Below are 23438 nucleotides of genomic sequence, written 5' to 3'. Positions count from 1 at the left end.
ATATAAAAAAAATTATTTTTTCTTATTTGTAATTATTTTATTTTGAATCTATCTTTCTATCTGTTATAATGATAATGACAGTGCAAGGGAGGGCCTTCGGAATGGAAACCAGAATCGATAGAATAAAAAAACAGTTGCATACGTCAAGCTATAAATTAACGCCTCAACGTGAAGCGACAGTCCGTGTTTTGCTTGAACACGAAGAGGATCATTTAAGCGCGGAAGATGTGTACCTCCTCGTTAAAGAGAAGTCGCCTGAAATCGGTCTTGCTACTGTATACCGCACATTGGAACTGCTAACAGAATTGAAAATAGTTGACAAAATAAATTTTGGTGACGGTGTTTCCCGGTATGATTTGCGCCAGGAGGGGGCTGACCATTTCCATCATCACTTAGTATGTATTGAATGCGGAGCCGTAGATGAAATTCAGGAAGATTTACTTGAAGATGTAGAAGCAATCGTTGAGCGGGATTGGAAATTTAAAATAAAAGACCATCGTTTAACATTTCACGGCATTTGTCATCGATGCCAAGAAAAAGAAAATAAGCAAGGATAAAGCCTTTTCTAATATGGAAAAGGTTTTTAATTTTTCAGACAAAGTATCCGATCGCCTCCAAAAACAGGTATAATACTTGTCCTACTTGGCATATCCTTTACTAATAGATTGTTTTGGAGGATCGGTTATGAAATCGTGGCTAAAGCTCGCTTTTCAAACGGTTAAAGTGTTTATTTTGTTCACAGGATGCACAATTCTTTTTTATTATGGTATTATGTGGATAAATCAAGAATATCAAAATTATCATCGATACGACGAACCGAAAGGAGCGGCAGTCAAGGTTTCCGGTTATGAATCGGGCAAGGACACTTCATGGCTGGACCGCTTGAAACTTTTTTATTTAAATGGGGAGTAATGAACATATGGAAGACCGTTTGAAAGATTTTATGCATTTCCTCATTGTAGAAAAAGGCCTGGCGAAAAATACGATCGTTTCTTATGAACGGGATTTGAAAAGTTATTTAAAATACTTAAAAAACATTGAAACAATTACAGATTTAAATCATGTACAGCGAACACACATTGTTCATTTTCTTAAGTATTTAAAAGACCAGGGCAAGTCTTCGAAAACACTTGCAAGGCATGTGGCATCAGTCCGGGCTTTTCATCAGTTTTTGCTGAGGGAAAAAGCGGCTGACCATGATCCAACCGTACATATTGAATCTCCGCAACTTGAGCGAAAACTGCCGAAAGTATTGAGCCTCGAAGAAGTTGAAACACTGCTGAATGCGCCTCGGCTGGACAACCATTATGGTCTCAGGGACAAAGCAATGCTGGAATTGCTGTATGCAACAGGCATCCGTGTCAGTGAGTTAATTGGCCTAAATGTTGGAGATATCCACTTGACAATGGGATTTGTCCGCTGTATTGGAAAAGGAAACAAAGAAAGAATCATTCCGCTCGGAAGAACGGCAGCTAATGCGATTGAAAGCTATTTGAATAACGGACGCAGAAAATTTATGACAAAAAAGAGTACAGAGGAAGCCTTGTTTTTAAACCATCATGGAAAACGGTTAACGAGGCAAGGTTTTTGGAAAATATTAAAACGCCTGACAAATGAAGCGGGAATCGAAAAAGAATTGACCCCCCATACACTGCGCCATTCATTTGCTACCCATCTTCTTGAAAACGGTGCTGATCTTCGTGCAGTTCAGGAAATGCTTGGGCATGCGGATATTTCTACAACACAGATCTATACGCACGTGACAAAAACGAGATTGAAAGATGTTTATAGCCAGTTCCATCCCCGTGCATAGCAGATTCATAGAATTTCAAAAAGCTGCCTTAAAATTTGGCAGCTTTTTCTGTCTTTTTCTTTCGGTTTTTTGTAAAATAGACATTATGATGTCAGACTTCCGACGAATGCAACATGGTTAATCGACAAATAAGAGGGAAACATTATTTATATTGAATTTCATGTAAACGTATTCAAAATAAGGAGGAGAATTAATGGATTCATATACATATAAACGTATATTTTTAATTGTCATGGACTCGGTAGGCATCGGAGAAGCACCCGATGCTGAAAAGTTTGATGATAAAGGTGCTGATACGCTAGGCCACATAGCTGAAAAAATGGGCGGTCTCCATATGCCGAATATGGGTAAGCTCGGCCTTAGCAATATAAGAGAAATTAAAGGAATTGAAAAAGCGGAAAAACCTCTTGCGTATTACACAAAAATGAAGGAAGCATCAAACGGAAAGGACACAATGACAGGTCATTGGGAAATAATGGGGTTACATATTTCAACGCCGTTCAAAGTATTTCCTGACGGTTTTCCTGCCGAACTAATTTCTGAGCTGGAATCGCGTACAGGAAGGAAAGTAATTGGAAATAAACCGGCAAGCGGAACGGAAATTATTGAAGAGCTTGGCGAAGAACACATGAAAACCGGGTCATTAATCATCTATACTTCTGCAGATTCCGTCCTTCAAATTGCAGCTCATGAAGAAATCATCCCAATTGAAGAGCAATACAAAATCTGCAAAATTGCCCGGGAGCTTACTCTTGATGAAAAATACATGGTCGGACGGGTCATCGCAAGACCTTTCGTTGGAGAGCCCGGCAGCTTTAAAAGAACATCCAATCGTCATGATTATGCACTGAAACCTTTCGGCCGCACGGCCATGAATGAGTTGAAAGACTCCGGATTTGATGTGATTGCGATCGGAAAAATCTCCGATATTTATGACGGAGAGGGAGTTACAACATCATTGCGGACAGTTTCAAACATGGATGGAATGGATAAGCTTCTCCAATCATTTGATATGGACTTTACCGGACTGAGCTTCTTAAATTTAGTTGATTTTGATGCACTTTACGGGCATCGCCGCGATCCGATAGGATATGGAAAAGCGCTTGAAGAATTTGATGCAAGACTCCCTGAAGTTTTTTCGAAAATGAAGGAAGATGATTTATTAATCATTACTGCTGACCATGGGAACGATCCGGTTCATAAAGGAACGGACCATACTCGTGAATATGTGCCGCTTCTCGTTTATTCAAAACAATTTGCGGAAGGAAAAGAGCTGCCTGTTCGTGAAACGTTTGCAGATATCGGCGCAACGGTAGCTGACAACTTTCATGTGAAAATGCCGGACTACGGAAAAAGTTTTCTACGAGATCTAAAATAATAGGGAGGAACATGGATGGAAATTGATAAAATTCAACATGCTGCACAATTTTTGAAAGGCAAATATGCTAAGACGCCTCGGATCGGTCTGATTCTCGGATCAGGTCTTGGAGTGCTGGCAGATGAAATCGAAAATCCTGTAAAAATACCTTACAGCCAAATCCCGGATTTTCCGGTTTCTACTGTAGAAGGCCACGCTGGTCAGCTCGTATTCGGGGTGCTGAACAATGTTGAAGTCGTTGCCATGCAGGGCCGTTTTCATTATTACGAAGGGTACAGCTTTGATCAAGTTACCTTTCCTGTAAGAGTAATGAAAGAACTTGGTGTTGAGATATTAATTGTTACAAACGCAGCGGGCGGTGTTAATGAGAGTTTTTCTCCAGGCGATTTAATGTTGATTTCCGATCATATCAATAACATGGGGTCCAACCCGTTAATTGGGCCGAATGATTCAAGGATTGGCGCACGGTTCCCGGATATGAGCGAAGCTTATTCGAAAGAGCTGCGAAGTCTTGCGAGAGAAATTGCCAAAAAACTGAACATTAACATCCAAGAAGGGGTTTATGTAGGGAATACAGGCCCGTCTTATGAAACTCCGGCTGAAATAAGAATGATTCGAACTCTCGGCGGGGATGCAGTAGGTATGTCGACTGTGCCGGAAGTCATTGTTGCAAGGCACGCCGGTTTAAAGGTGCTTGGGATTTCATGTATTTCCAACATGGCTTCAGGTATCCTTGATCAGCCGCTTACTCATGATGAAGTGATAGAAACCACAGAAAAAGTAAAGGCAAACTTTTTAAAGTATGTGAAAGAAATTGTGAAAGAAATAGGGAAATAAGGTCCGGAAGAAGTGGTGATGAACGATGAGAATGGTTGATTTAATTGAAAAAAAACGCGACGGAAAAGAACTTACGACAGAGGAAATTCAGTTTATTATTAAAGGTTATACAGACGGATCGATTCCTGACTATCAAATGAGTGCACTGACAATGGCCATATACTTTCAAGGCATGACGGAAAGAGAACGGGCCGATTTAACGATGGCAATGGTTGAATCAGGAGATCAAATCGATCTTTCAAAAATAGAAGGAATAAAAGTTGACAAACATTCAACCGGGGGAGTCGGTGATACGACAACGCTCGTTCTTGGGCCGCTTGTAGCTTCTGTCGGTGTACCTGTTGCGAAAATGTCCGGCCGCGGTCTTGGCCATACCGGGGGAACGATTGATAAGCTGGAATCCGTTCCGGGCTTCCATGTAGAAATTGATAACCAAGAATTTATCAATCTTGTCAATAAGAACAAAATAGCTGTCATCGGCCAAAGCGGAAATTTAACTCCTGCTGATAAAAAGCTTTACGCACTAAGAGATGTAACTGCAACGGTTAATAGCATCCCTCTCATTGCCAGCTCGATTATGAGCAAAAAAATCGCCGCAGGTGCAGATTGCATTGTATTAGATGTGAAAACAGGTGCGGGAGCTTTTATGAAAACGCTTGAAGGTTCCCGGGAACTGGCAAGGGCAATGGTCCGGATCGGCAATAATGTCGGCCGGAAGACAATGGCTGTTATTTCGGATATGAGCCAGCCGCTCGGTTTTGCGATCGGAAACGCCTTGGAGGTAAAAGAAGCAATTGATACGCTGAAAGGGGAGGGGCCGGAAGATTTAACAGAACTTTGTTTGACGCTCGGAAGCCATATGGTCCTCCTTGCCCAAAAAGCCAATTCTTTGACAGAAGCACGGCAAATGCTCGAGAAAGCAATCGAGGACGGCTCTGCGCTTGAATCATTAAAAATATTCCTAAGCTCTCAAGGTGGAGATGCTTCAGTGGTTGATGACCCATCAAAGCTCCCGCAAGCAAAATTCACATTTGAACTTGAGGCGAAAGAAGAAGGTTTTGTGTCAGAAATCGTTGCTGATGAAGTGGGAACAGCAGCCATGCTTCTCGGTGCAGGCAGAGCGACAAAAGAATCTGAAATTGATTTGTCAGTGGGCCTCGTCCTCCGCAAAAAAATCGGCGACCAAGTGAAAAAAGGAGAATCATTGGTCACAATCTACAGCAATTTTGAAAATATAAACGACATAAAAGAAAAATTATACGATCACATTAAAATTGCACCTGAAAAAGTTGATCCACCAAAATTGATTCATGAAGTAATTGCTGAATAAGAAGATATGGAAAAAACCAGGGAACTCAACATCCCTGGTTTTTTTATATAAATCAAGGAAATAATTGTATAGAAATGTTTCAAATGGAAAAAATGAGCCTATAAAGAATGGAGGGTTATGCCATGAAACGAATATTCTCTATGATGGTTTTCTCAATATTAATGTTTTCCGTCATGTCAACACAAGTGTTTGCAGAAGAAAAAAACGATGTACAGCTTGTTGATAACGTCCGGTCTGCTATATTAATTGAACGGGATACTGGAACCGTTTTGTTTGAGAAAAATATCCATGAAAAATTGCCGCCTGCCAGTATGACAAAGGTAATGACAATGTTGTTAATTATGGAGGCTATAGATGAAGGCAAACTAAAAATGAATGAGAAAATCCGGACGAGTGAATATGCAGCTTCCATGGGTGGTTCGCAAATATTTCTTGAACCTGGTGAAGAAATGACTACCGAGCAAATGCTCCAAGGAATCGCAATCGCTTCAGGAAACGATGCCTCTGTTGCAATGGCAGAAAGGATTGCAGGATCGGAAGAAGCATTCGTCGATATGATGAATAAAAAAGCAAAGGAATTAGGCTTGAAAAACACCAAATTCCAAAATACAACAGGCTTGCCTGCGAAGGATCATTACAGTACAGCATATGATATGGCCATGATGGCGAAAGAACTTTTGAAGTATGATCAAATAACGAAATTTACGGGTACATATGAAGGATATCTGCGTGAAAATACGGATAAAAAATTTTGGCTTGTAAACACAAATAAGCTCGTTCGTTTTTATCCGGGAGTAGACGGGTTGAAGACCGGTTTTACGAATGAGGCAAAATATTGTTTAACGGCAACTGCCAAAAAAGACGGCATGCGCGTGATTGCTGTTGTTTTTGGTTCTCCAACTTCTAAAGAAAGAAATGCACAAGTAACGAAATTGCTTGATTATGCCTTCAGCCAGTACGAAACTCATCCGATGTACAAACGACATCATATCATGGGTAAGGCGAAAGTAAGTAAAGGAAGCATGAAAACAGTAGATGCCGTGACAAGTGAACCAATTTCGCTGTTAACGAAAAAAGGCGAAAACATTAAGAACGTTAAAAGAGAAGTTGTCATTAATGAAAATATAAAGGCCCCTGTCAAGATCGGAGACGAAATAGGCTCAATTAAACTAATCAAAGATGGGAAAGTTCTTGTAGAGAGTCCCCTTGTTGCAAACAAAAACGTTGAAAATGCCACATGGTGGCAGCTTTTTAAACGGTCTTTTGGAATGTTCACAAAATCCGGCATTTAATGTTGTCGAATGCAACCTATTCAATTCTACTTTTAGCGAATTCTCACTAGTTTTGTCTCAAAGGAAGGATATAAATCATTCAATCGCGAATGACTCACTATAAGGTGGAGCTTTCATAAGCAGAAAAGAAATATATTGCTAATGATAGTCGTTAAACAACCTGTCGGGTATAATGGCCGTTAATTTTTCTTGATCATTGGGGAAAAAGCGCGGTCAGTAAAACTTGATACCAGAAAAGGAGGCCGTATAGTGAGTCTTAACATTGAAATGGAAGTGAAGAATGACGTCCTTTGCATTCGATTAAGCGGAGAGCTTGACCACCATACTGCAGATCATCTTCGTGAACGAGCAATAAAAGCAATTGAGGAGCATCAAATTCGTCATATTGTCTTAAATTTGGAGCACCTCTCTTTTATGGACAGTTCAGGGCTGGGAGTCATTCTCGGGAGATATAAACAAATCAAACAAAACCACGGCGAAATGATTGTTTGCGCAATTTCCCCATCGATTGAAAGATTATTCGACATGTCCGGCTTATTTAAAATTATTCGGTTGGAGCCGACGGAAGAATTTGCATTGCAAAGATTGGGGGTTGCCTGACAATGAAAAATGAAATGCATCTGCAATTTAGTGCTTTAAGTCAAAATGAATCATTTGCGAGAGTAACTGTAGCAGCTTTTATCGCCCAGCTTGATCCGACAATGGATGAATTGACTGAAATTAAGACGGTTGTCTCAGAGGCTGTTACAAATGCGATTATTCATGGGTATGAAAATGATCCGAAAGGGATTATTTATATTTCAGTTTCCATTGAAGACAGAATTGTTGAGATGACAATAAAGGATGAAGGAGTCGGCATAAAGGATATTGAAGAGGCGAGACAGCCTCTCTTCACGACGAAGCCTGAATTGGAGAGATCAGGTATGGGATTTACCATTATGGAAAATTTTATGGATGAGGTTGAGATTTATTCACAGCCTGGCAGTGGAACGGAAATCCGTTTGAGAAAGCTTTTATCAAAGAGCAAAATGCTATGCAATTAAGGAGTCTTGCTTATGGATGTGGAGGTCAAAAACGGTAAAAGTCAAACCTATCTTAAAGACAATGAAGTCAAGGAATTAATAAAAAAGAGTCAGGCAGGGGATCAGGCATCAAGGGATTTGATTGTTCAAAATAATACGCGCCTCGTTTGGTCTGTCGTACAAAGGTTTTTAAATAGAGGTTATGAACCTGATGATTTATTTCAAATAGGATGCATTGGCCTGCTCAAGTCGGTTGATAAATTTGATCTTTCCTATGATGTAAAGTTTTCTACTTACGCAGTTCCAATGATCATTGGAGAAATCCAAAGATTTATCCGTGATGACGGATCAGTCAAGGTCAGCAGGTCTCTTAAAGAAACGGGAAACCGTATCCGTAAAGCAAAGGATGAATTATCAAAGAGATTGGGGCGAATTCCGACTGTTACAGAATTATCCGATTATTTGGAAATCCCGCCTGAGGATGTTATCCTTGCCCAGGAAGCAATCCGAACCCCTGCTTCAATACATGAAACGGTATATGAAAATGATGGGGATCCAATCACCTTATTGGACCAAATTGATGATGGGGATGAAGGAACATGGTTTGATAAAATCGCTTTAAGAGAAGCGATTCGCGAACTGGAAGAACGTGAAAGGCTAATCGTTTACTTGAGGTATTATAAAGATCAAACACAGTCAGAAGTAGCAGCAAGGCTCGGCATATCACAAGTGCAAGTATCACGGCTGGAGAAAAAAATCCTTCAGCAAATGAAAGACCGTATGGATCATTAATTCCATGCGGTTTTTTGCATTTTAGCCGATCATTCAAAAAGCATTGATTTACAAAATATTTCCTTATCGAGCAATTATTGGCCTTCATGAAAAAATGCCAGAAACTCATACTATTTACGAGGAAATTCATGTGTGGGAAGTGAATGTAATGGAAAATATGATCTACATTCGCATGAGAAACCGAATTCAAGCCAATCTGGATCAATCCGTATTTTTAAGAGATATTGCCCAAATTATTGCGGATGAAGCACTGATCGGCAAGCTTGAAAAAATTCAGATTTACCAAATCACAAAAAAAGACAGGAATATGATTGTAATCGACGTGATGAAAGTAATCTCATCCATTAAAGAAAAATGTGGAAATATGGAAGTTCAGACGATAGGACCGGCACAAACAATTATTGAAGTTGCCTATAAAAAAAGCGGGGTATCTGTTCCACTTTTCGTATTAATTTGGTTTTTATTATTTTTTGGGTCCGCATTGGCAATAATGAATTTTCATGAGGATGTCAGCATGCAAATCGTTCAGCAGAAAATTTATTCCATCATAACCGGCAAAGAAGTGAAAAAGCCATTGATATTTCAAATACCTTATTCAATTGGATTAGGACTTGGAATGATCCTTTTTTTCAATCACATATTTAAGAAACGAATCAACGAAGAACCAAGCCCTCTTGAAGTAGAAATGTTTAATTACCAGCAAAATTTGGATCAATATGTCATCATGTATGAAAATAAAGAAAATCTGAAAAAATTGCATGATTATCAATAGTCTTTTTGTTATTTTTATCGGCTTTGCTGGTGGTTTAACAGTGGGGGCTGGATTTGTAGCGTTTTTAACCGTTCTTGGAATTATTCCGAGGCTTACACAGCTTTCAAAAACAATGCAAATGATTCGCTTTTACGAATGGGCGATTGTAATTGGTGCCGTAACAGGAGCTTACGCAACATTAAGAGATCCCAGTTACTCGCTATCGGCTTTCTTTTTGATTCCACTGGGTCTTGCTGGTGGAACTTTTATAGGAATGCTTGCTGCTGCATTAACTGAAGTACTAAATGTATTTCCGCTTCTTGCTAAAAGAGTGGGGGTTCAAGAGAAGATTATTTCTCTCTTGATGGCAATCGTTTTTGGCAAAGTATTCGGATCCTTATTCCAATGGATATATTTTGTCGACCGATAGCATTGCAAACCATTTTATAAGAATTTTAATTTTGGAAAGGAGTGGATTTCATGACAATAAGGGAAGAAGTTAAAAAACCGTTGCCTGAGTCCGTTGATCAAATCGAAAATTATATGAAACAGCATATCGGTCTTGGCGAAAGTTTTGATCTCGGTGTCAGGAAACTGAAAATCTTACGAAAAGATGTCCATATCTACTACGTGAACGGACTTTGTGATACTCAATTTATTATTGAAATTGTTGAAGAGCTTGTTGCGATCAATGATCATGAAAAATTGTCAACCAACCTTTTCAAAATTATTGAAAATCGCCTTGTCCATCAATCTGTACAACCGATAAAAACTCTTGATGATTTAGTCCTTCAGGTTCTTTCAGGATTAATTGTTGTTGTTGTAGATGGAGAAAAAACAGGTTTTGTCATTGATGTCCGAAGCTATCCGGGCCGCCAGCCGGAAGAACCGGATACCGAAAAGGTTGTCCGCGGATCGCGCGATGGATATGTTGAGAATATTATTGTCAATACGGCCCTTACAAGAAGGAGAATCCGAGATGGAAGACTTCGCTTTGAAATCTTTAAAATCGGCGAAAGATCAAAAACAGACATTGCAATCGGGTACATTAAGGATATTGCAAGTCCGGATCTAATAAATATTATACGTAAAGAAATTCAGGCAATAAAGATAGACGGCCTTACGATGGCAGACAAAACCGTAGAAGAATTTCTGTTAAAGCAAGGATATAATCCATATCCGCTTGTCAGATATACAGAAAGGGCGGACGTAGGTGCTACTCATTTATTGGAAGGTCACGTTCTAATTTTCGTTGATACATCACCAAGTGTAATTATTACTCCGACAACGTATTTTCATCATTTGCAGCATGCAGAGGAATACAGGCAATCCCCTGCTGTTGGAACAATGTTAAGATGGATTCGGTTTATAGGGGTTATCGCATCGTTGTTTCTGCTTCCATTATGGTTATTATTTGTATTAGAACCGTCTATGCTTCCGGAAAAGATCGCATATGTAGGACCGAATGAGCACAGCAACGTTCCGGTTGTTATTCAACTATTCATTGCGGATATTGGAATTGAGTTTTTAAGAATTGCCGCCATTCATACGCCGACTCCATTATCAACGGCCATGGGTTTAATTGCCGCTGTTATGATCGGACAGATTGCAATTGATGTCGGTCTTTTTATACCGGAAGTAATTTTGTATATTTCTGTAGCTTCGATTGGAACCTTTTCAACACCAAGCTATGAATTAAGTATAGCCAATAAAATGGTTAGACTGTTTTTGTTGATAGCAGTTGCGTTGTTCCATACACCTGGCCTTGTAGTTGGAATTACAGTTTTTATTCTTTTTTTAGCAAATATTCGTTCATTAAATACGCCTTATTTATGGCCATTGCTGCCCTTTAATCCAAAAGCGTTTTTACACATCCTTTTTCGCCGGGCTGTTCCCGGATCAAAAATACGCCCAAGCATCATTCATACAAAAAATCGATACCGACAACCGACATAGAAAAGCGGAGCCGACTGTTTATCCCCGACAGCTGCTTGCGGTCCTACCAATGAAGCCGCTTTTTGGCTTCATTGGCAGGCGTGAGGCGACCTCGAGGGGATAGGAGGTGGAGCTGGACAATAAGAAGTGCGGAAGCATTATGTTAATTGAAAAGAAAAAAGAATCAATTGCGAATTTTCTCTTCTTATGGTAAGTTTGTTTTTATTAAAGAACCATTAAAAGGTGCGAACAAATAGATACTTTACTTGAAAGATACTGTCTTTTTGTTTATATTCATAATAATTAATTTTTAAGTAAATAATCGGGATCGACATATTGAGTGATAAGGGGAATGGGAGCAGAAATGTATTTTCATGGCACAACAAAAGTAAATGATAAGGGTCATTTAGAAATCGGCGGAGTGGATACGATCGAACTTGCACAAAAATATGGAACTCCTCTGTATGTATACGATGTTGCATTAATTCGCGAGCGGGCAAAAGGATTTAAGAATACATTTGATGAACTGGGAGTGAAAGCTCAAGTTGCATATGCAAGCAAAGCATTTTCTACAGTAGCAATGATTCAGCTTGCAGAAGAGGAAGGCTTGTCACTGGATGTTGTCTCAGGCGGAGAACTTTATACAGCATTGACGGCAGGTTTCCCCGTCAGCAAGATTCATTTCCATGGCAATAATAAAAGCAGGGCCGAACTGGAGATGGCATTGGAGCACCAAATAGGCTGCATCGTTGTAGATAATTTCCATGAACTGGAGCTTATTGATTCTATTTGTTCCGAGATGAATCGAAATACAAAGATACTTTTAAGAGTGACGCCCGGCATTGAGGCTCATACGCATGACTATATTCTAACGGGACAGGAAGACTCCAAATTTGGGTTTGACCTTCAAAACGGCCAGGCTGAAAAAGCTCTGCAATTAGCATTAAATTCACACTTTTTGGATGTTCTCGGAGTCCACTGCCATATTGGTTCACAAATATTTGAGACTACCGGATTTGTTTTGGCTGCAAGAAAAATCTTTGAAAAATTAAAGGATTGGAAAGACAGGATATCATACGAACCAAAAGTATTAAATCTTGGAGGCGGATTCGGTATTCGCTATACAGAAGAAGATGATCCTATTCCGGCCTCACAATATGTGAAAGAAATTATTGTGGAAGTGAAGAAACAAGTTTCTGCCTATTCCATGAATATGCCGGAAATTTGGATTGAACCAGGACGTTCACTCGTAGGTGACGCCGGAACAACTTTATATCAGATCGGTTCAAGAAAAGATGTCCCTCACGTCCGAAAATTTTTGGCTGTAGACGGAGGAATGAGTGATAATATTCGCCCTGCCTTATACCAGGCTAAATATGAAGCTGTATTGGCAAATAAACCACTTGCGAAGCCGGAAGAAACTGTTTCCATTGCCGGCAAGTGCTGTGAATCAGGAGATATGCTTATCTGGGATTTGCCTCTTCCTAAAGCGGATAGTCAAGATATACTTGCTGTCTTCTGTACCGGAGCATATGGTTATTCAATGGCAAATAACTATAACCGGATTCCAAGGCCGGCCGTAGTATTTGTTGAGAACGGGGAATCAAGGCTTGTAGTGAGACGGGAAACATATGAGGATCTCGTCCGCTATGATTTGCCCTTAAAAGAAAAAGTAAGAAACTAAGCTGCCGGTTCTCGGCAGCTTAGTTTTTAACTGAAAGATGGATTATTATTGCATTTTAGTGTAGAATAATGGACAGCTTATGTTAACATATGGGCTGGGAGGAAACGCTGCGTTTATGAAAAAGAGCAATTGGTTATTGTTTTCTTTCATTCTTGTCATGTCTTTAATATGGGGTTGTTACTACTGGTTCTTCCTTGCGCCACCACAATGATATAAATGATCTTGATAAAAAATTGAAGAAATGACATTATTTTTGTATGATAAGGACAATTATTAGACACATCATAACAAAGTCCAACATATACTAAATGTCAAAGTTCATTAAATGGTGAACAAGTGAAATACAATTTTGAATAAATTCGAACTAAAGTTCGAATTTATTAATGAGGGGTCAGTATGTTAATACGTTATAAGAAAGCATTTGAAAAAATAGCAATGGGCCTTTTATCCTTTATGCCAAATGAGAAGGATTTGAAGAAACTTCAGCAAACAATGAAGGAGTATGAAACCGATAAAGGTCGCCAGCTGTTTCTGTGGAAGGAAGGGGAAGATATTATCGGTCTTATAGGTGTACTTGTTGTTAATGATTACGAAGTCGAAATACACCATATATCCGTAAATCCTTCACATCGCCATCAAGGAATCGGCAAAAGTATGGTAAAAGCATTAAAAGACTTTTACCCGGATAAAGAACTGATACCAAATGAATATACAGCATCTTTCATGCATAAATGTGATATTAGTCTTCTGAATGAGGCTGGCTCATCGGGATCTGACTCCCTCCGGCAATAGACAATCTTATTTGTTTGGAGGGGTCTGACCATCAGCCTCTTTTTTTTGTCGTTTAAGCTTGGCGGTTTCCCGTTCTTTTATGACCGAACTCCTGTCTCTTAAAGAGTGTCTGTTTATAAGAAATTCATTTTTTAGATCACTGCTCTTGCACCAGATAAAATCTTTTCTTTTGCACTCTTTAACACATGCGGCCTGTAATAATTCATCGACAATAGGAAGATTATAGCTTCTGTACGTTTTTTTTGATTTAATGCTTTTCAAGTGCTCTGAAAGAATTGGTATAAGTTTGCCGGAATCAAGGCCAAGCTTAGACAATTCATTTTTCTTTTTTTCAAAGATTTTTAAGGATTTTTCAAGCGTCCGATGGGCTCCGCTGAAATTGTTTCGTCTATGATGATAATTGGCTACTGCCATCAGAATCAATCCAACCCAAACGGAGCCTTTATCCCCTTTTGCAACTTTTTTCCAATATTCTTCTAATATTTCATGGCATTCAAAATAGTCGCGATCTCCATGAAAATGAGTAAGAAATCGAATATACTCTTTTGAATACATATATTCACTCCCTTGCAATGTACATTTAAGTTTAACACATTCCAATACAGGAATGAAAAAGAAAATGCCCGGATTTGCCCGGACATTTTTTATTTACTTTCATTTTTCTATTTAAAACCAAGAAGCACCGACAATTATTAGCAGAATAAACAAAACAACGATCAATGCAAAACTATTTCTAAAGCCGCAGCGTTTTCCATCAGACATAGATATACCTCCTGTTGGGTCAATTTCTTTATTCAATGACATCATATGATTGTCATGTATAATTTGTATGGGCGGATGGATGAAAAAATCACGATAGCGAATCTATCGAAGCAAATTTCTATTGGACAACATTTGTCAATCCTCTATACTAATAATAGCCGCGGCTCTTTGCTGCAAATTACGATTTTGGTGGGTAATTTATGCAATATAAAGTGAAGATTGATGCTTTTGAAGGACCGCTTGATTTGCTCCTTCATCTCATTAATCGGCTTGAAATTGATATTTATGATATTCCGGTAGCGGATATAACAGAACAGTATCTTTTGTACATACATACGATGAAAGAACTTGAGCTTGATATTGCCAGCGAGTATTTAGTAATGGCTGCCACTCTGCTTGCGATCAAAAGCAAAATGCTTCTCCCAAAACATGAAGAGGAACCGTTTGGAGACAATTTTGAAATGGACATGGAAGAAGATCCAAGGGATGAACTTGTGGAGAAACTGATCGAATATCAGAAATATAAAGAGGCGGCAAAAGGGTTAAAGGAACTTGAGACGGAGCGGGGCCTGATGTTTACAAAAGCTCCAAGCGATTTATCGGAGTATATGAAAGAAGGGGCTAATGAAAAACTGGATCTCAATGTCACTGTTTACGATCTGGTTAGTGCCTTTCAAAAACTTTTGCGAAGAAAAAAAATCCAAAAACCTCTGGCAGCGAAAATTTCCAAGCAGGAAATTTCCATTGAAAAAAGGATGGCTGAAATCATGGAGGATTTACACCATTTCAAAGGGCGAATAAGCTTTTTTGACCTGTTTCCTTCCCAGGAAAAAGAGCATATCGTTGTTACGTTTTTGGCTGTTCTTGAATTAATAAAACGGAATGAAATAAATGTGGAACAGGAGCATAATTTTGCCGAGATCTTTGTTTTTTCAATGGAAGGGGTAGAAACGGTTGGAAAGCATTAATAGGATAGGAATTGTTGAAAGCCTTTTATTTGCCGCAGGGGATGAAGGACTTTCTTTAAAACAAATTGCAGATGCTCTTGAAGTCGAGGAACAGAAAGCTCAAGAAATTCTTGATGAATTAAAGAAGGAATATGAGGAAAATAACTCAAGAGGAATTATACTTGTACAGCTGGCAGGAACCTATCAGCTAGTAACGAAAAAAGAAAATGCGGTTTATTTAAAAAAGCTTATGGAATCAAAAAGTGCGTCCTATCTTTCTCAGGCAGCACTAGAAACATTGGCAATCATCGCATATAAACAGCCAATCACCAGAGCAGAAATTGAAGAAATTCGCGGGGTGAAAACAGAGCGCCCGATTCAGACGTTGACAGCCAAAGCACTGATTGAAGAAGTTGGAAGAGCGGAAGGGACAGGAAGAGCAATTTTATATGGAACCACAAAGGAATTTTTGGATTATTTTGGATTAAAAAGCATTGAAGAGCTTCCTCCTCTTTCCAAAGATGTGGAAGAAGATTTTGCAAAAGAAGAAGCAGACTTGTTTTTTGAAAAGTTTCAAGAAATAGATTCCTGACTTTTCTGACACATTTGCTGCAATTTTATGATAAAATATATTTAACTTTTAAGGACGCTTCATCCGATGAGAATTTAGACATCGCAAAAACTCCCCGATATTTTCGAGGCATTGGAAAATAAACGGGGTTACGAACTGCGTTCTTCGCTTTAATTGATCATTCAGCCGCAACAATTTTTTTCTTTGATATTCGGGGGTGCAAAGATGGGGAATACGATTGTTAAAAATCAGGTTGAAGAAGTAAAGAACTTTTTGGAAAAAACGGTGTCGGAATTGGAACAGTTTCTTAATGAGACGACCCTGTCAGGATTAGAAAGAGAGTTCCCGGGTGATACAGAATATTTTAAGGTCATCCTTTCCCACTTTCGTAAATTGCTCGTCCATTGCGAAGAAGGTTTGGATGCATGCAAGGTCATTATCAATAGCGAACCTTTTTCAAAAGGGGCTGCTGAAAGAATTCTTTATCGGATTTATCATCAATGCATTGAAGAATTTTTCTCTCCTAAAAACGACGTCTGGTATGAGGACAGCCGATCTGCCTATACCGGTAATAATTCAATTAAAATGCGGAAAGAGGTACCTGACAGCATAATCGCTGTTCTTAAAGGTCTTGAAGGGGATTTTCAGCGAATTCGGGAAGAACTGGAATACTATGAGACCGATTATCGGACAAAAATGATTCAGTCGAAATAAAATACTAGGTAAAGAGCGGTTATAAATCTGAATAACCGCTCTTTCTTATACTTTTAAAAAAGAATAAAGAATGATTTAATCACCCGCTTCATACGATGAAAAAAGAAGCGACTAGGAAAGCGGGGATTCGGATGAGCAGTTTTGAAGATTATGTAAAAAACGTGTTTACGTGGAATGATCAACTGAGAGAATTTTTGGAATCAGAACAAGTTGCCAAAGATGAAGAGATCTGGTCGAGACTTGATGCATTTACAGAAATTATTGATGGGATTCATTACTCACTTTCACCGGAAGAACTTGCTCGTCTTCAATTGCAGGTTGAAGAGCTGCACGATGAGATGGAACGCTATTTTGCTGAAAGGCAGCAAGTGGGGACAATCTGGATGCAAGAACCGTCAGTCGCGATCGGGAATCATCAATTACCCCCTTTGCCTTACCAATATAACGCTTTAGAACCGTATATTTCAGAAGAGATTATGAGACTTCATCATGATATACACCACCGTTCTTATGTTGAAGGGTTGAACAAAGCTGAAACAGCGCTGCAAAAAGCAAGAGAATCAGGGGATTTTTCGCTTATCAACCACTGGTCAAGAGAACTTGCCTTTCACGGTTCAGGCCATTACTTGCATACGATTTTCTGGAATAATATGACCCCAAACGGGGGCGGAAGGCCCAGAGGGAAACTGCTCTCGGAAATTGAAAAATATTTTGGTAGTTATGAAGCTTTCAAAAAACAATTTTCTGAAGCTGCGAAACAAGTAGAAGGTGTTGGCTGGGCACTTCTTGTTTGGTCTCCAAGGTCGCGGCATTTAGAAATTCTTCAATCCGAGCTTCATATGCTATTAACCCAGTGGGATACCATTCCTCTCTTAGTCCTTGATGTTTGGGAGCATGCCTATTATTTGCAATATGAAAACAGGCGTGCCGAGTATGTTGAAAATTGGTGGAAAATTGTAAACTGGCGTGATGTCGAAGAGCGGTTTGACAAAGCTGAAAAATTAAAATGGAGACCGTTTTAACCATATCAATCTACAAAGTCCTGAACGAAAACCTATTAGAGGGTTTTCGTTTTTTGTGGAGAAGGGGCGGAGCTACGCTATCAAAATAGAATTGCCAACCTGCTTAAGCAAAATACATGTTAAGCTTTGTAAATATTTAAAGCCTGGCTTCGCTCACACCGCCTTATTGTGTTGGTTATCTTTTTTGAACGAAGCCTATTTCCATGTAAGAGTTGGGAGTTTAAAACTCATGCACGTTTTTTATGCATTTCATGGCTGGACAAGGCATAGACTTGTACAAACAATTAAAAGAGACGAGGTTTATGGAATGATTGGTAAGTGGAAACGAGCAATCTGTTTTCTCATAATTTCTTTGCTATGGTTCAATATCCCCCAGAAGATTGAAGCCTCTTTTTCCGTTAGTGCTTCCTCTGCCATTCTGGTAGAGCAGGAATCTGGCAGGATATTATATGAGAAAGAGGCTTTTACGAAGAGGAGAATTGCTAGTATCACAAAAATCATGACTGCCATTCTTGCGATCGAGTCAGGCAAGCTCGATGAAACCGTGAAAGTTTCGGAGCGGGCAGTAAGAGCAGAAGGGTCATCGGTTTTTTTAAAACCGGGTGAGAAAATTAAATTAGAAGATTTAGTGTACGGGTTAATGCTGAGATCTGGAAATGACGCAGCGGTAGCAATAGCCGAACATGTTGGAGGAAGCATTGAAGGGTTTGTCTTTTTAATGAACAAAAAAGCGGAAGAAATTGGCATGTCAAGTACTCATTTCGCTAACCCGCACGGACTTGATGACCATGAAGATCATTATTCTACAGCATATGATATGGCATTATTAACAAGGTATGCCATGTTGAACAACAAATACCGGGAAATATCCGGAACTAAAGTTTACCGCACTCCAAACCCGGATGAAAGCTGGGATCGCATATGGCGAAATAAAAATCGTCTGTTAACGGAGATGTATGAGTATTGTACAGGGGGGAAAACAGGTTATACGAAAAGAGCAAAGAGAACGCTCGTCACAACTGCCGAAAAGGATGGAATGAATCTGATTGCTGTTACTTTAAATGGGCCAGATGATTGGAATGACCATATCCAAATGTATGAAATGGCGTTTAACACATATAAATTAGCTGAAATTTTACCGAAAGGTACGGTTAAAGGCGTGAGAAATTCATTTTATAAAAATAATTTATACTTAAATCATCGGTTCTTGTTTCCGGTAACTGAAGAGGAAGAAGACAAGGTAAGAGTAGAATATAAATTAATCAAACCTGATAAAAAATGGGAAAAGGAATGCGGCTTCCCTAACATAGTCGGCAAGGCAATCGTATATTTAGATGAAAAAATCGTGTCAAGCCAGCCTATATATTATCGCATTCCGGAAAGGAAAGATGAATCGTTTTTTGATTTTTTTCGAAATATATTCACTTCAGTTATAGGTGTTAAGAGAAATGGTTAACTATATTTGGGTATTTATGATGGTAATCGGAATTGTCTTTGGCATGATAAATGGAACAATGAATGAAGTCAATGAAGCAATATTTAAGGGAGCCAAGGAAGCTGTCACACTTTGCATTGGACTTATAAGCATACTTGTGTTTTGGCTAGGCATGATGAGAATTGCCCAAGATTCAGGACTGTTAGTTAAACTGTCCATGCTTTTTCGGCCTCTTGTCAAACGATTATTCCCGGAAGTTCCCTACGATCATCCTGCAATGGGTTATATCCTTTCGAACATGATCGCAAACATGTTCGGACTTGGTAATGCAGCAACGCCATTAGGCATTAAAGCAATGGAACAACTAAAAGAATTAAATGGGGGCAAAAACAGTGTCTCAAGATCCATGATCACGTTTTTGGCCATTAATACTTCAAGTATCACGTTAATCCCGACAACTGTCATAGCGATCCGCATGAATTATCATTCTGCAAATCCGACGGATATTGTCGGTCCAACGCTAGTCGCAACATGTTGTTCCGCTGTGGGAGCTGTGTTGATTGACCGTTATTTTTATTATCGACGAAGCCGTAAAGGATGAATGTTTATGCAAATCATATCAGCCATTTCGCTCTGGATTATTCCGGTGCTCATCGGATTAATCTTAATTTATGGAACATACAAGCAAGTTCCTACTTACGAAAGTTTTGTTGAAGGCGGGAAAGAAGGGATCAAAATTGCTGTATCCATTATCCCGTTTTTGGTCGGAATGCTCGTGGCCATATCGGTTTTCCGGGCATCCGGAGCACTTGAATTCCTGATGGACTTTATCAGGCCGGGAATACAGGCAATGGGAATTCCGCCGGAAATTGTTCCTCTTGCCATCATCCGCCCTATATCCGGCAACGCGGCGTTAGGAATGACAAGTGATTTAATTGCAGCATACGGTCCCGATTCTTTTATCGGAAGGCTGGCTTCAGTTGTGCAGGGAAGTACAGATACGACCTTTTATGTGTTGACTGTTTATTTTGGTGCGGTTGGCATAAAAAAAATGGGCGATGCTTTGAAAGTTGGGTTGCTGGCTGACCTCATCGGTTTTGCGGCAGCATTCGCTGTTGTGATGCTTATTTTTGGAAAATAATAAGACAAGAGAAGATACCTATGAAAAAGGTATCTTTTTTATTGCCATTAAAAGCGGGAACACTTTTATTTCAAGCTAAATTATGTCATAATTCATAAGGATAAAAAGAAATTTGCTGACCATTCAAAGAGGTGACAGAAATGGAAAGGCTTCAAAAAGTAATTGCTCATGCAGGTGTCGCTTCAAGGCGCAAGGCAGAAGAGCTGATTCTTCAAGGAAAAGTAAAAGTGAATGGAAAAGTGGTGAAAGAATTAGGGGTAAAAGTAAGCCCCTCTGATAAAGTTGAAGTGAATGAAATTCCAATCGAGAAAGAAGAACCGGTTTATTTTCTTTTTTATAAACCTAGGGGGGTACTCTCCAGTGTAAGAGATGATAAAAACAGAAAAGTAGTGACGGATTTTTTTCCGGATATAAAGCAGCGGATTTATCCTGTCGGCAGGCTGGATTATGATACATCAGGGCTTTTGCTTCTGACAAATGACGGGGAGTTTGCCAACCTCCTTATGCACCCGAGAAATGAAATTGAAAAAGTGTATGTCGCAAAGACGAAGGGAATACCATCGAAAGAAAAACTGAAAAGCTTGGAGAAGGGCATTCAGCTGGAAGATGGAAAAACCGCCCCTGCAAAAACAAAACTGTTATCGCTTGATAAAAGAAAGCAAACAGCAATTATTGAAATCACGATTCATGAAGGCCGCAACAGGCAGGTGCGCAGAATGTTTGAAGCGATCGGACATCCAGTCTTAAAACTTAAACGTGAACGTTACGGTTTTCTGACGCTCCAAGGTTTAAAAGTCGGGGATGTAAGGGAACTAACTCCTCATGAGGTCAAACAGCTGAGAGCTCTTGCACAAAAATAAACGAACGGAAAGTTCAAATAACTTTCACACTTCTATTTTATTATAAACAAAGTGTCTATCATGAATAATGTTATAATAATTAGAAGAATGTCATAAAATATGGATTTTTGTCTTTCACGCCTATCCAAGCTGCACTCTTTCCGTATGCGCTTGCACTTTAGAATTTGGAGGGTAATGGTATTATGAAAAAACAGCGTTTGATTATTCGGACATTAATCTTAATTGTGCTAGGGGCTGCTGTTGCCTATACACTCTATGCAAACTTTAAAAAAGATGAAATTGAAAAAGTAGCGATTGGTGAAAAAGCCCCCGATTTCGTGTTAACAGATTTAAATGGGGAAAAACACCGTCTTTCCGATTATGAGGGACAAGGCGTGTTTTTGAATTTTTGGGGAACGTGGTGTAAACCGTGTGAAAAAGAAATGCCATATATTAACAATCAATATGAAAAATTCAAAAAACAGGGCGTTCAAGTATTGGCAGTAAATGTAGGTGAATCAGATTTTGCTGTGAAGAAATTTGCAGAAAAATATCAGTTGGATTTTCCGATTGTGATCGATGAAAGCGGGGATGTCCAAACTGCATATAGAATAAATCCTCTTCCGGCAACTTTCCTGATAGACAAGAATGGAAAAGTAATTAAATATCACAAAGGGGAACTAACCGAAGAAATGGTTAACGATTTTATGGAGCAAATTAAACCATAAGTTACAGGGAGTTTTTTATTATGAATCAAGTAAAATGTGAATGCGGGCACGTAAATCCGCACGGCACCATATTATGCGAAGCCTGCGGAAAAGTACTCGAGGAGCAGGAGAATGATAAAACACTTGTCGATATGCGTTATGAGGGTAGTGCAAGGCGATCACAAACCTATAATAAAACGATCATCGATAAAGTATGGAATTTTTTTTCATCCGTAAAAGTCGGGGTTTGGCTGATTGTCATTACTTTAATTGCTTCAGCGCTTGGCACGATTTTGCCGCAGGAAATGTACATTCCGCCGGTTATGCCTGCCGCAGAATACTATGAAGACCAATACGGCTGGTTCGGAAAATTATATTATGATCTCGGATTCCATAATTTATATAGTTCATGGTGGTATCTTGCCTTAATAGCCTCGATCGGAATTTCACTCGTTATCTGCAGTCTGGACAGGGTAGTTCCGTTGTATCGCGCTCTTAAAAATCAGCGAGTTACAAGACACGAAGGATTTTTAAAGCGTCAGCGACTATTCGGCATTACAGATGCTGCCGCCGTTAACGATCAAAATTTAGAGAAAGTAAAGGCTCGGCTGAAAAAAAGACGATACAATATTAGAGAAGAAAACGGTAATATTCTTGCTGAAAAAGGACGTTTTTCCCGTTGGGGTCCGTATGTCAATCATGTCGGCTTAATCATTTTTTTAATTGGCGCAATGCTCCGGTTTGTCCCTGGCATGTATGTGGACAAGGTCCTCTGGATCCGTGAAGGGGAAACAAAGGTGATCCCTGAGACGAACGGAGAGTATTATTTACACAACGATAAATTTAAGGTAGAAGTTTATGATAAAGAAAAAGATAATGAAGTATTTAAAGAAGCGATCGACCGGGCCGGTATGGTAGTAAAAAACTATCAATCGAATGTTACTCTTTACAAGAAAAAGGGTAATACAGTGGCGGGGGAAAAACCTGAACTTGAAAAAGTAAAAGACTATGCAATTCGTGTAAATAAGCCGCTGAAATTTGAAGATTTTGCTGTCTATCAAGTTAACTACAAGTTAGATGAATTAAACAAAATGACATTTAAGTTAATTAACAAACAGACAAAAAAGGAATATGGAACAGTTACTATTGATCTGTATGACCCTAAGACACAATATGATCTTGGAAATGGATATTCCGTTGAGCTATTAAGCTATTTTCCTGATTTTGAATTTGATGAGAACAATGAGCCTGTAACGAAATCAAGGATTCCTAACAATCCCGCTTTCGTTTTTAAAATGTTCACGCCCGATAAGCCTGAAGGAGAAATCAGTTTTGTTGCCATCCAACAAACGATTGAGCCTTTCGGAGATAATGAATATAAAATGGCTTTCAGCGGGGTTGAAACGAAAAATGTTTCAGGTTTAACGGTTCGAAAAGATTTAACGCTCTGGATAATTGGCCTTGGCGGTGTTATTTTTATGATAGGTGTCGTACAGGGAGCTTACTGGAACCACCGCCGGATATGGATTCGAAAAATAGGTGATAAAGTATGGGTGGCTGCTCATACAAATAAAAACTGGCACGGTCTTAAAAGAGAAATACAAACGGTACTTGCTGACACTGGAATAAAGGAACCGGAAGATCAGCTGCAATCCGATATTAATAAATAGGAGG

Annotated in this window: 27 protein-coding genes; 25 read left to right on the top strand and 2 right to left on the bottom strand. The window is 39.2% G+C overall.

Annotation, left to right across the window (positions count from 1 at the left end):
- Positions 1 to 101: 101 nt before the first annotated feature.
- The 15 genes from C0966_RS08975 (at position 102) to C0966_RS08905 (ending at position 13626) form a co-directional block, all read left to right on the top strand.
- Positions 102 to 557, top strand: coding sequence for a Fur family transcriptional regulator (locus tag C0966_RS08975; protein WP_274855029.1), 456 nt, complete (start codon positions 102 to 104; stop codon positions 555 to 557).
- 127 nt (positions 558 to 684) lie between these two features.
- Positions 685 to 912: a YqzK family protein gene (locus C0966_RS08970; protein WP_274855028.1), complete on the top strand. Its 228-nt coding sequence runs from the start codon at positions 685 to 687 to the stop codon at positions 910 to 912.
- Between the two features lie 7 nt (positions 913 to 919).
- Entirely contained in the window at positions 920 to 1813 is an 894-nt protein-coding gene (gene xerD, locus C0966_RS08965; RefSeq protein ID WP_274855027.1) for a site-specific tyrosine recombinase XerD, read from the top strand.
- A gap of 193 nt (positions 1814 to 2006) precedes the next feature.
- Entirely contained in the window at positions 2007 to 3191 is a 1185-nt protein-coding gene (gene deoB / locus C0966_RS08960) for a phosphopentomutase (RefSeq protein ID WP_274855026.1), read from the top strand.
- Between the two features lie 15 nt (positions 3192 to 3206).
- On the top strand, positions 3207 to 4028 hold the full coding sequence (locus tag C0966_RS08955; protein ID WP_274855025.1) for a purine-nucleoside phosphorylase: 822 nt from the start codon (positions 3207 to 3209) through the stop codon (positions 4026 to 4028).
- Positions 4029 to 4053: 25 nt separating this feature from the next.
- On the top strand, positions 4054 to 5358 hold the full coding sequence (locus C0966_RS08950; RefSeq protein ID WP_274855024.1) for a pyrimidine-nucleoside phosphorylase: 1305 nt from the start codon (positions 4054 to 4056) through the stop codon (positions 5356 to 5358).
- A gap of 122 nt (positions 5359 to 5480) precedes the next feature.
- Positions 5481 to 6650, top strand: coding sequence for a D-alanyl-D-alanine carboxypeptidase family protein (locus tag C0966_RS08945; protein WP_274855023.1), 1170 nt, complete (start codon positions 5481 to 5483; stop codon positions 6648 to 6650).
- Between the two features lie 249 nt (positions 6651 to 6899).
- Positions 6900 to 7250, top strand: a complete 351-nt coding sequence (gene spoIIAA / locus C0966_RS08940; RefSeq protein WP_274855021.1) for an anti-sigma F factor antagonist — start codon at positions 6900 to 6902, stop codon at positions 7248 to 7250.
- 2 nt (positions 7251 to 7252) lie between these two features.
- Positions 7253 to 7693 carry an anti-sigma F factor gene (gene spoIIAB / locus C0966_RS08935; protein WP_274855020.1) on the top strand — a complete coding sequence of 147 codons (441 nt, stop codon included), beginning with the start codon at positions 7253 to 7255 and terminating at the stop codon, positions 7691 to 7693.
- A 12-nt stretch (positions 7694 to 7705) separates the two neighbouring features.
- Positions 7706 to 8464: an RNA polymerase sporulation sigma factor SigF gene (gene sigF / locus C0966_RS08930; RefSeq protein WP_274855019.1), complete on the top strand. Its 759-nt coding sequence runs from the start codon at positions 7706 to 7708 to the stop codon at positions 8462 to 8464.
- Positions 8465 to 8612: 148 nt separating this feature from the next.
- A complete protein-coding gene (locus C0966_RS08925) occupies positions 8613 to 9236 on the top strand; it encodes a stage V sporulation protein AA (protein ID WP_274855018.1) in 624 nt (207 codons plus the stop codon).
- Positions 9223 to 9645: a stage V sporulation protein AB gene (locus C0966_RS08920; protein WP_274855016.1), complete on the top strand. Its 423-nt coding sequence runs from the start codon at positions 9223 to 9225 to the stop codon at positions 9643 to 9645. Before C0966_RS08925 ends, C0966_RS08920 begins: the two co-directional genes overlap by 14 nt.
- 50 nt (positions 9646 to 9695) lie before the next feature.
- Positions 9696 to 11171 (top strand): spore germination protein, encoded by a 1476-nt coding sequence (locus C0966_RS08915; RefSeq protein ID WP_274855015.1) that lies wholly within the window; start codon positions 9696 to 9698, stop codon positions 11169 to 11171.
- A 343-nt stretch (positions 11172 to 11514) separates the two neighbouring features.
- Positions 11515 to 12834: a diaminopimelate decarboxylase gene (lysA, locus tag C0966_RS08910; protein ID WP_274855751.1), complete on the top strand. Its 1320-nt coding sequence runs from the start codon at positions 11515 to 11517 to the stop codon at positions 12832 to 12834.
- A gap of 396 nt (positions 12835 to 13230) precedes the next feature.
- A complete protein-coding gene (locus C0966_RS08905; protein WP_274855013.1) occupies positions 13231 to 13626 on the top strand; it encodes a GNAT family N-acetyltransferase in 396 nt (131 codons plus the stop codon).
- A gap of 6 nt (positions 13627 to 13632) precedes the next feature.
- Here the strand turns inward: C0966_RS08905 and C0966_RS08900 are convergent, their stop codons facing one another.
- Entirely contained in the window at positions 13633 to 14181 is a 549-nt protein-coding gene (locus C0966_RS08900) for a DUF309 domain-containing protein (RefSeq protein WP_274855011.1), read from the bottom strand.
- 111 nt (positions 14182 to 14292) lie between these two features.
- Entirely contained in the window at positions 14293 to 14388 is a 96-nt protein-coding gene (locus C0966_RS08895) for a YjcZ family sporulation protein (RefSeq protein ID WP_274855010.1), read from the bottom strand.
- Between the two features lie 200 nt (positions 14389 to 14588).
- Here C0966_RS08895 and C0966_RS08890 point away from each other — a divergent pair, with 200 nt between their 5' ends.
- From C0966_RS08890 to resB, 10 genes are all read left to right on the top strand, one after another.
- Positions 14589 to 15356, top strand: coding sequence for a segregation/condensation protein A (locus tag C0966_RS08890; protein ID WP_274855007.1), 768 nt, complete (start codon positions 14589 to 14591; stop codon positions 15354 to 15356).
- Positions 15343 to 15927 carry an SMC-Scp complex subunit ScpB gene (gene scpB / locus C0966_RS08885; protein ID WP_274855005.1) on the top strand — a complete coding sequence of 195 codons (585 nt, stop codon included), beginning with the start codon at positions 15343 to 15345 and terminating at the stop codon, positions 15925 to 15927. The genes C0966_RS08890 and scpB overlap by 14 nt, the downstream gene beginning before the upstream one ends.
- Positions 15928 to 16131: 204 nt before the next feature.
- Positions 16132 to 16620: a YpuI family protein gene (locus C0966_RS08880; protein WP_274855003.1), complete on the top strand. Its 489-nt coding sequence runs from the start codon at positions 16132 to 16134 to the stop codon at positions 16618 to 16620.
- A gap of 131 nt (positions 16621 to 16751) precedes the next feature.
- Positions 16752 to 17642 carry a superoxide dismutase gene (locus C0966_RS08875; RefSeq protein ID WP_274855001.1) on the top strand — a complete coding sequence of 297 codons (891 nt, stop codon included), beginning with the start codon at positions 16752 to 16754 and terminating at the stop codon, positions 17640 to 17642.
- A gap of 307 nt (positions 17643 to 17949) precedes the next feature.
- Entirely contained in the window at positions 17950 to 19098 is a 1149-nt protein-coding gene (locus C0966_RS08870) for a D-alanyl-D-alanine carboxypeptidase family protein (RefSeq protein WP_274855750.1), read from the top strand.
- Positions 19091 to 19678, top strand: coding sequence for a nucleoside recognition domain-containing protein (locus C0966_RS08865; protein WP_274854999.1), 588 nt, complete (start codon positions 19091 to 19093; stop codon positions 19676 to 19678). Before C0966_RS08870 ends, C0966_RS08865 begins: the two co-directional genes overlap by 8 nt.
- Positions 19679 to 19684: 6 nt before the next feature.
- Positions 19685 to 20218, top strand: a complete 534-nt coding sequence (locus C0966_RS08860; protein WP_274854997.1) for a spore maturation protein — start codon at positions 19685 to 19687, stop codon at positions 20216 to 20218.
- 140 nt (positions 20219 to 20358) lie between these two features.
- Positions 20359 to 21078, top strand: a complete 720-nt coding sequence (rluB, locus tag C0966_RS08855; protein ID WP_274854996.1) for a 23S rRNA pseudouridine(2605) synthase RluB — start codon at positions 20359 to 20361, stop codon at positions 21076 to 21078.
- Between the two features lie 182 nt (positions 21079 to 21260).
- Complete coding sequence (resA, locus tag C0966_RS08850) at positions 21261 to 21785, top strand: thiol-disulfide oxidoreductase ResA (protein ID WP_274854995.1); 525 nt, start codon at positions 21261 to 21263, stop codon at positions 21783 to 21785.
- Between the two features lie 20 nt (positions 21786 to 21805).
- On the top strand, positions 21806 to 23434 hold the full coding sequence (gene resB / locus C0966_RS08845; RefSeq protein WP_274854994.1) for a cytochrome c biogenesis protein ResB: 1629 nt from the start codon (positions 21806 to 21808) through the stop codon (positions 23432 to 23434).
- Positions 23435 to 23438: the final 4 nt, after the last annotated feature.

The organism is Bacillus methanolicus (genome assembly GCF_028888695.1).
GTDB lineage: Bacteria > Bacillota > Bacilli > Bacillales > Cytobacillaceae > Bacillus_Z > Bacillus_Z methanolicus_B.
Note: the sequence above shows the minus strand (reverse complement) of the source record. Positions and strands in the feature narration are given on the sequence as shown.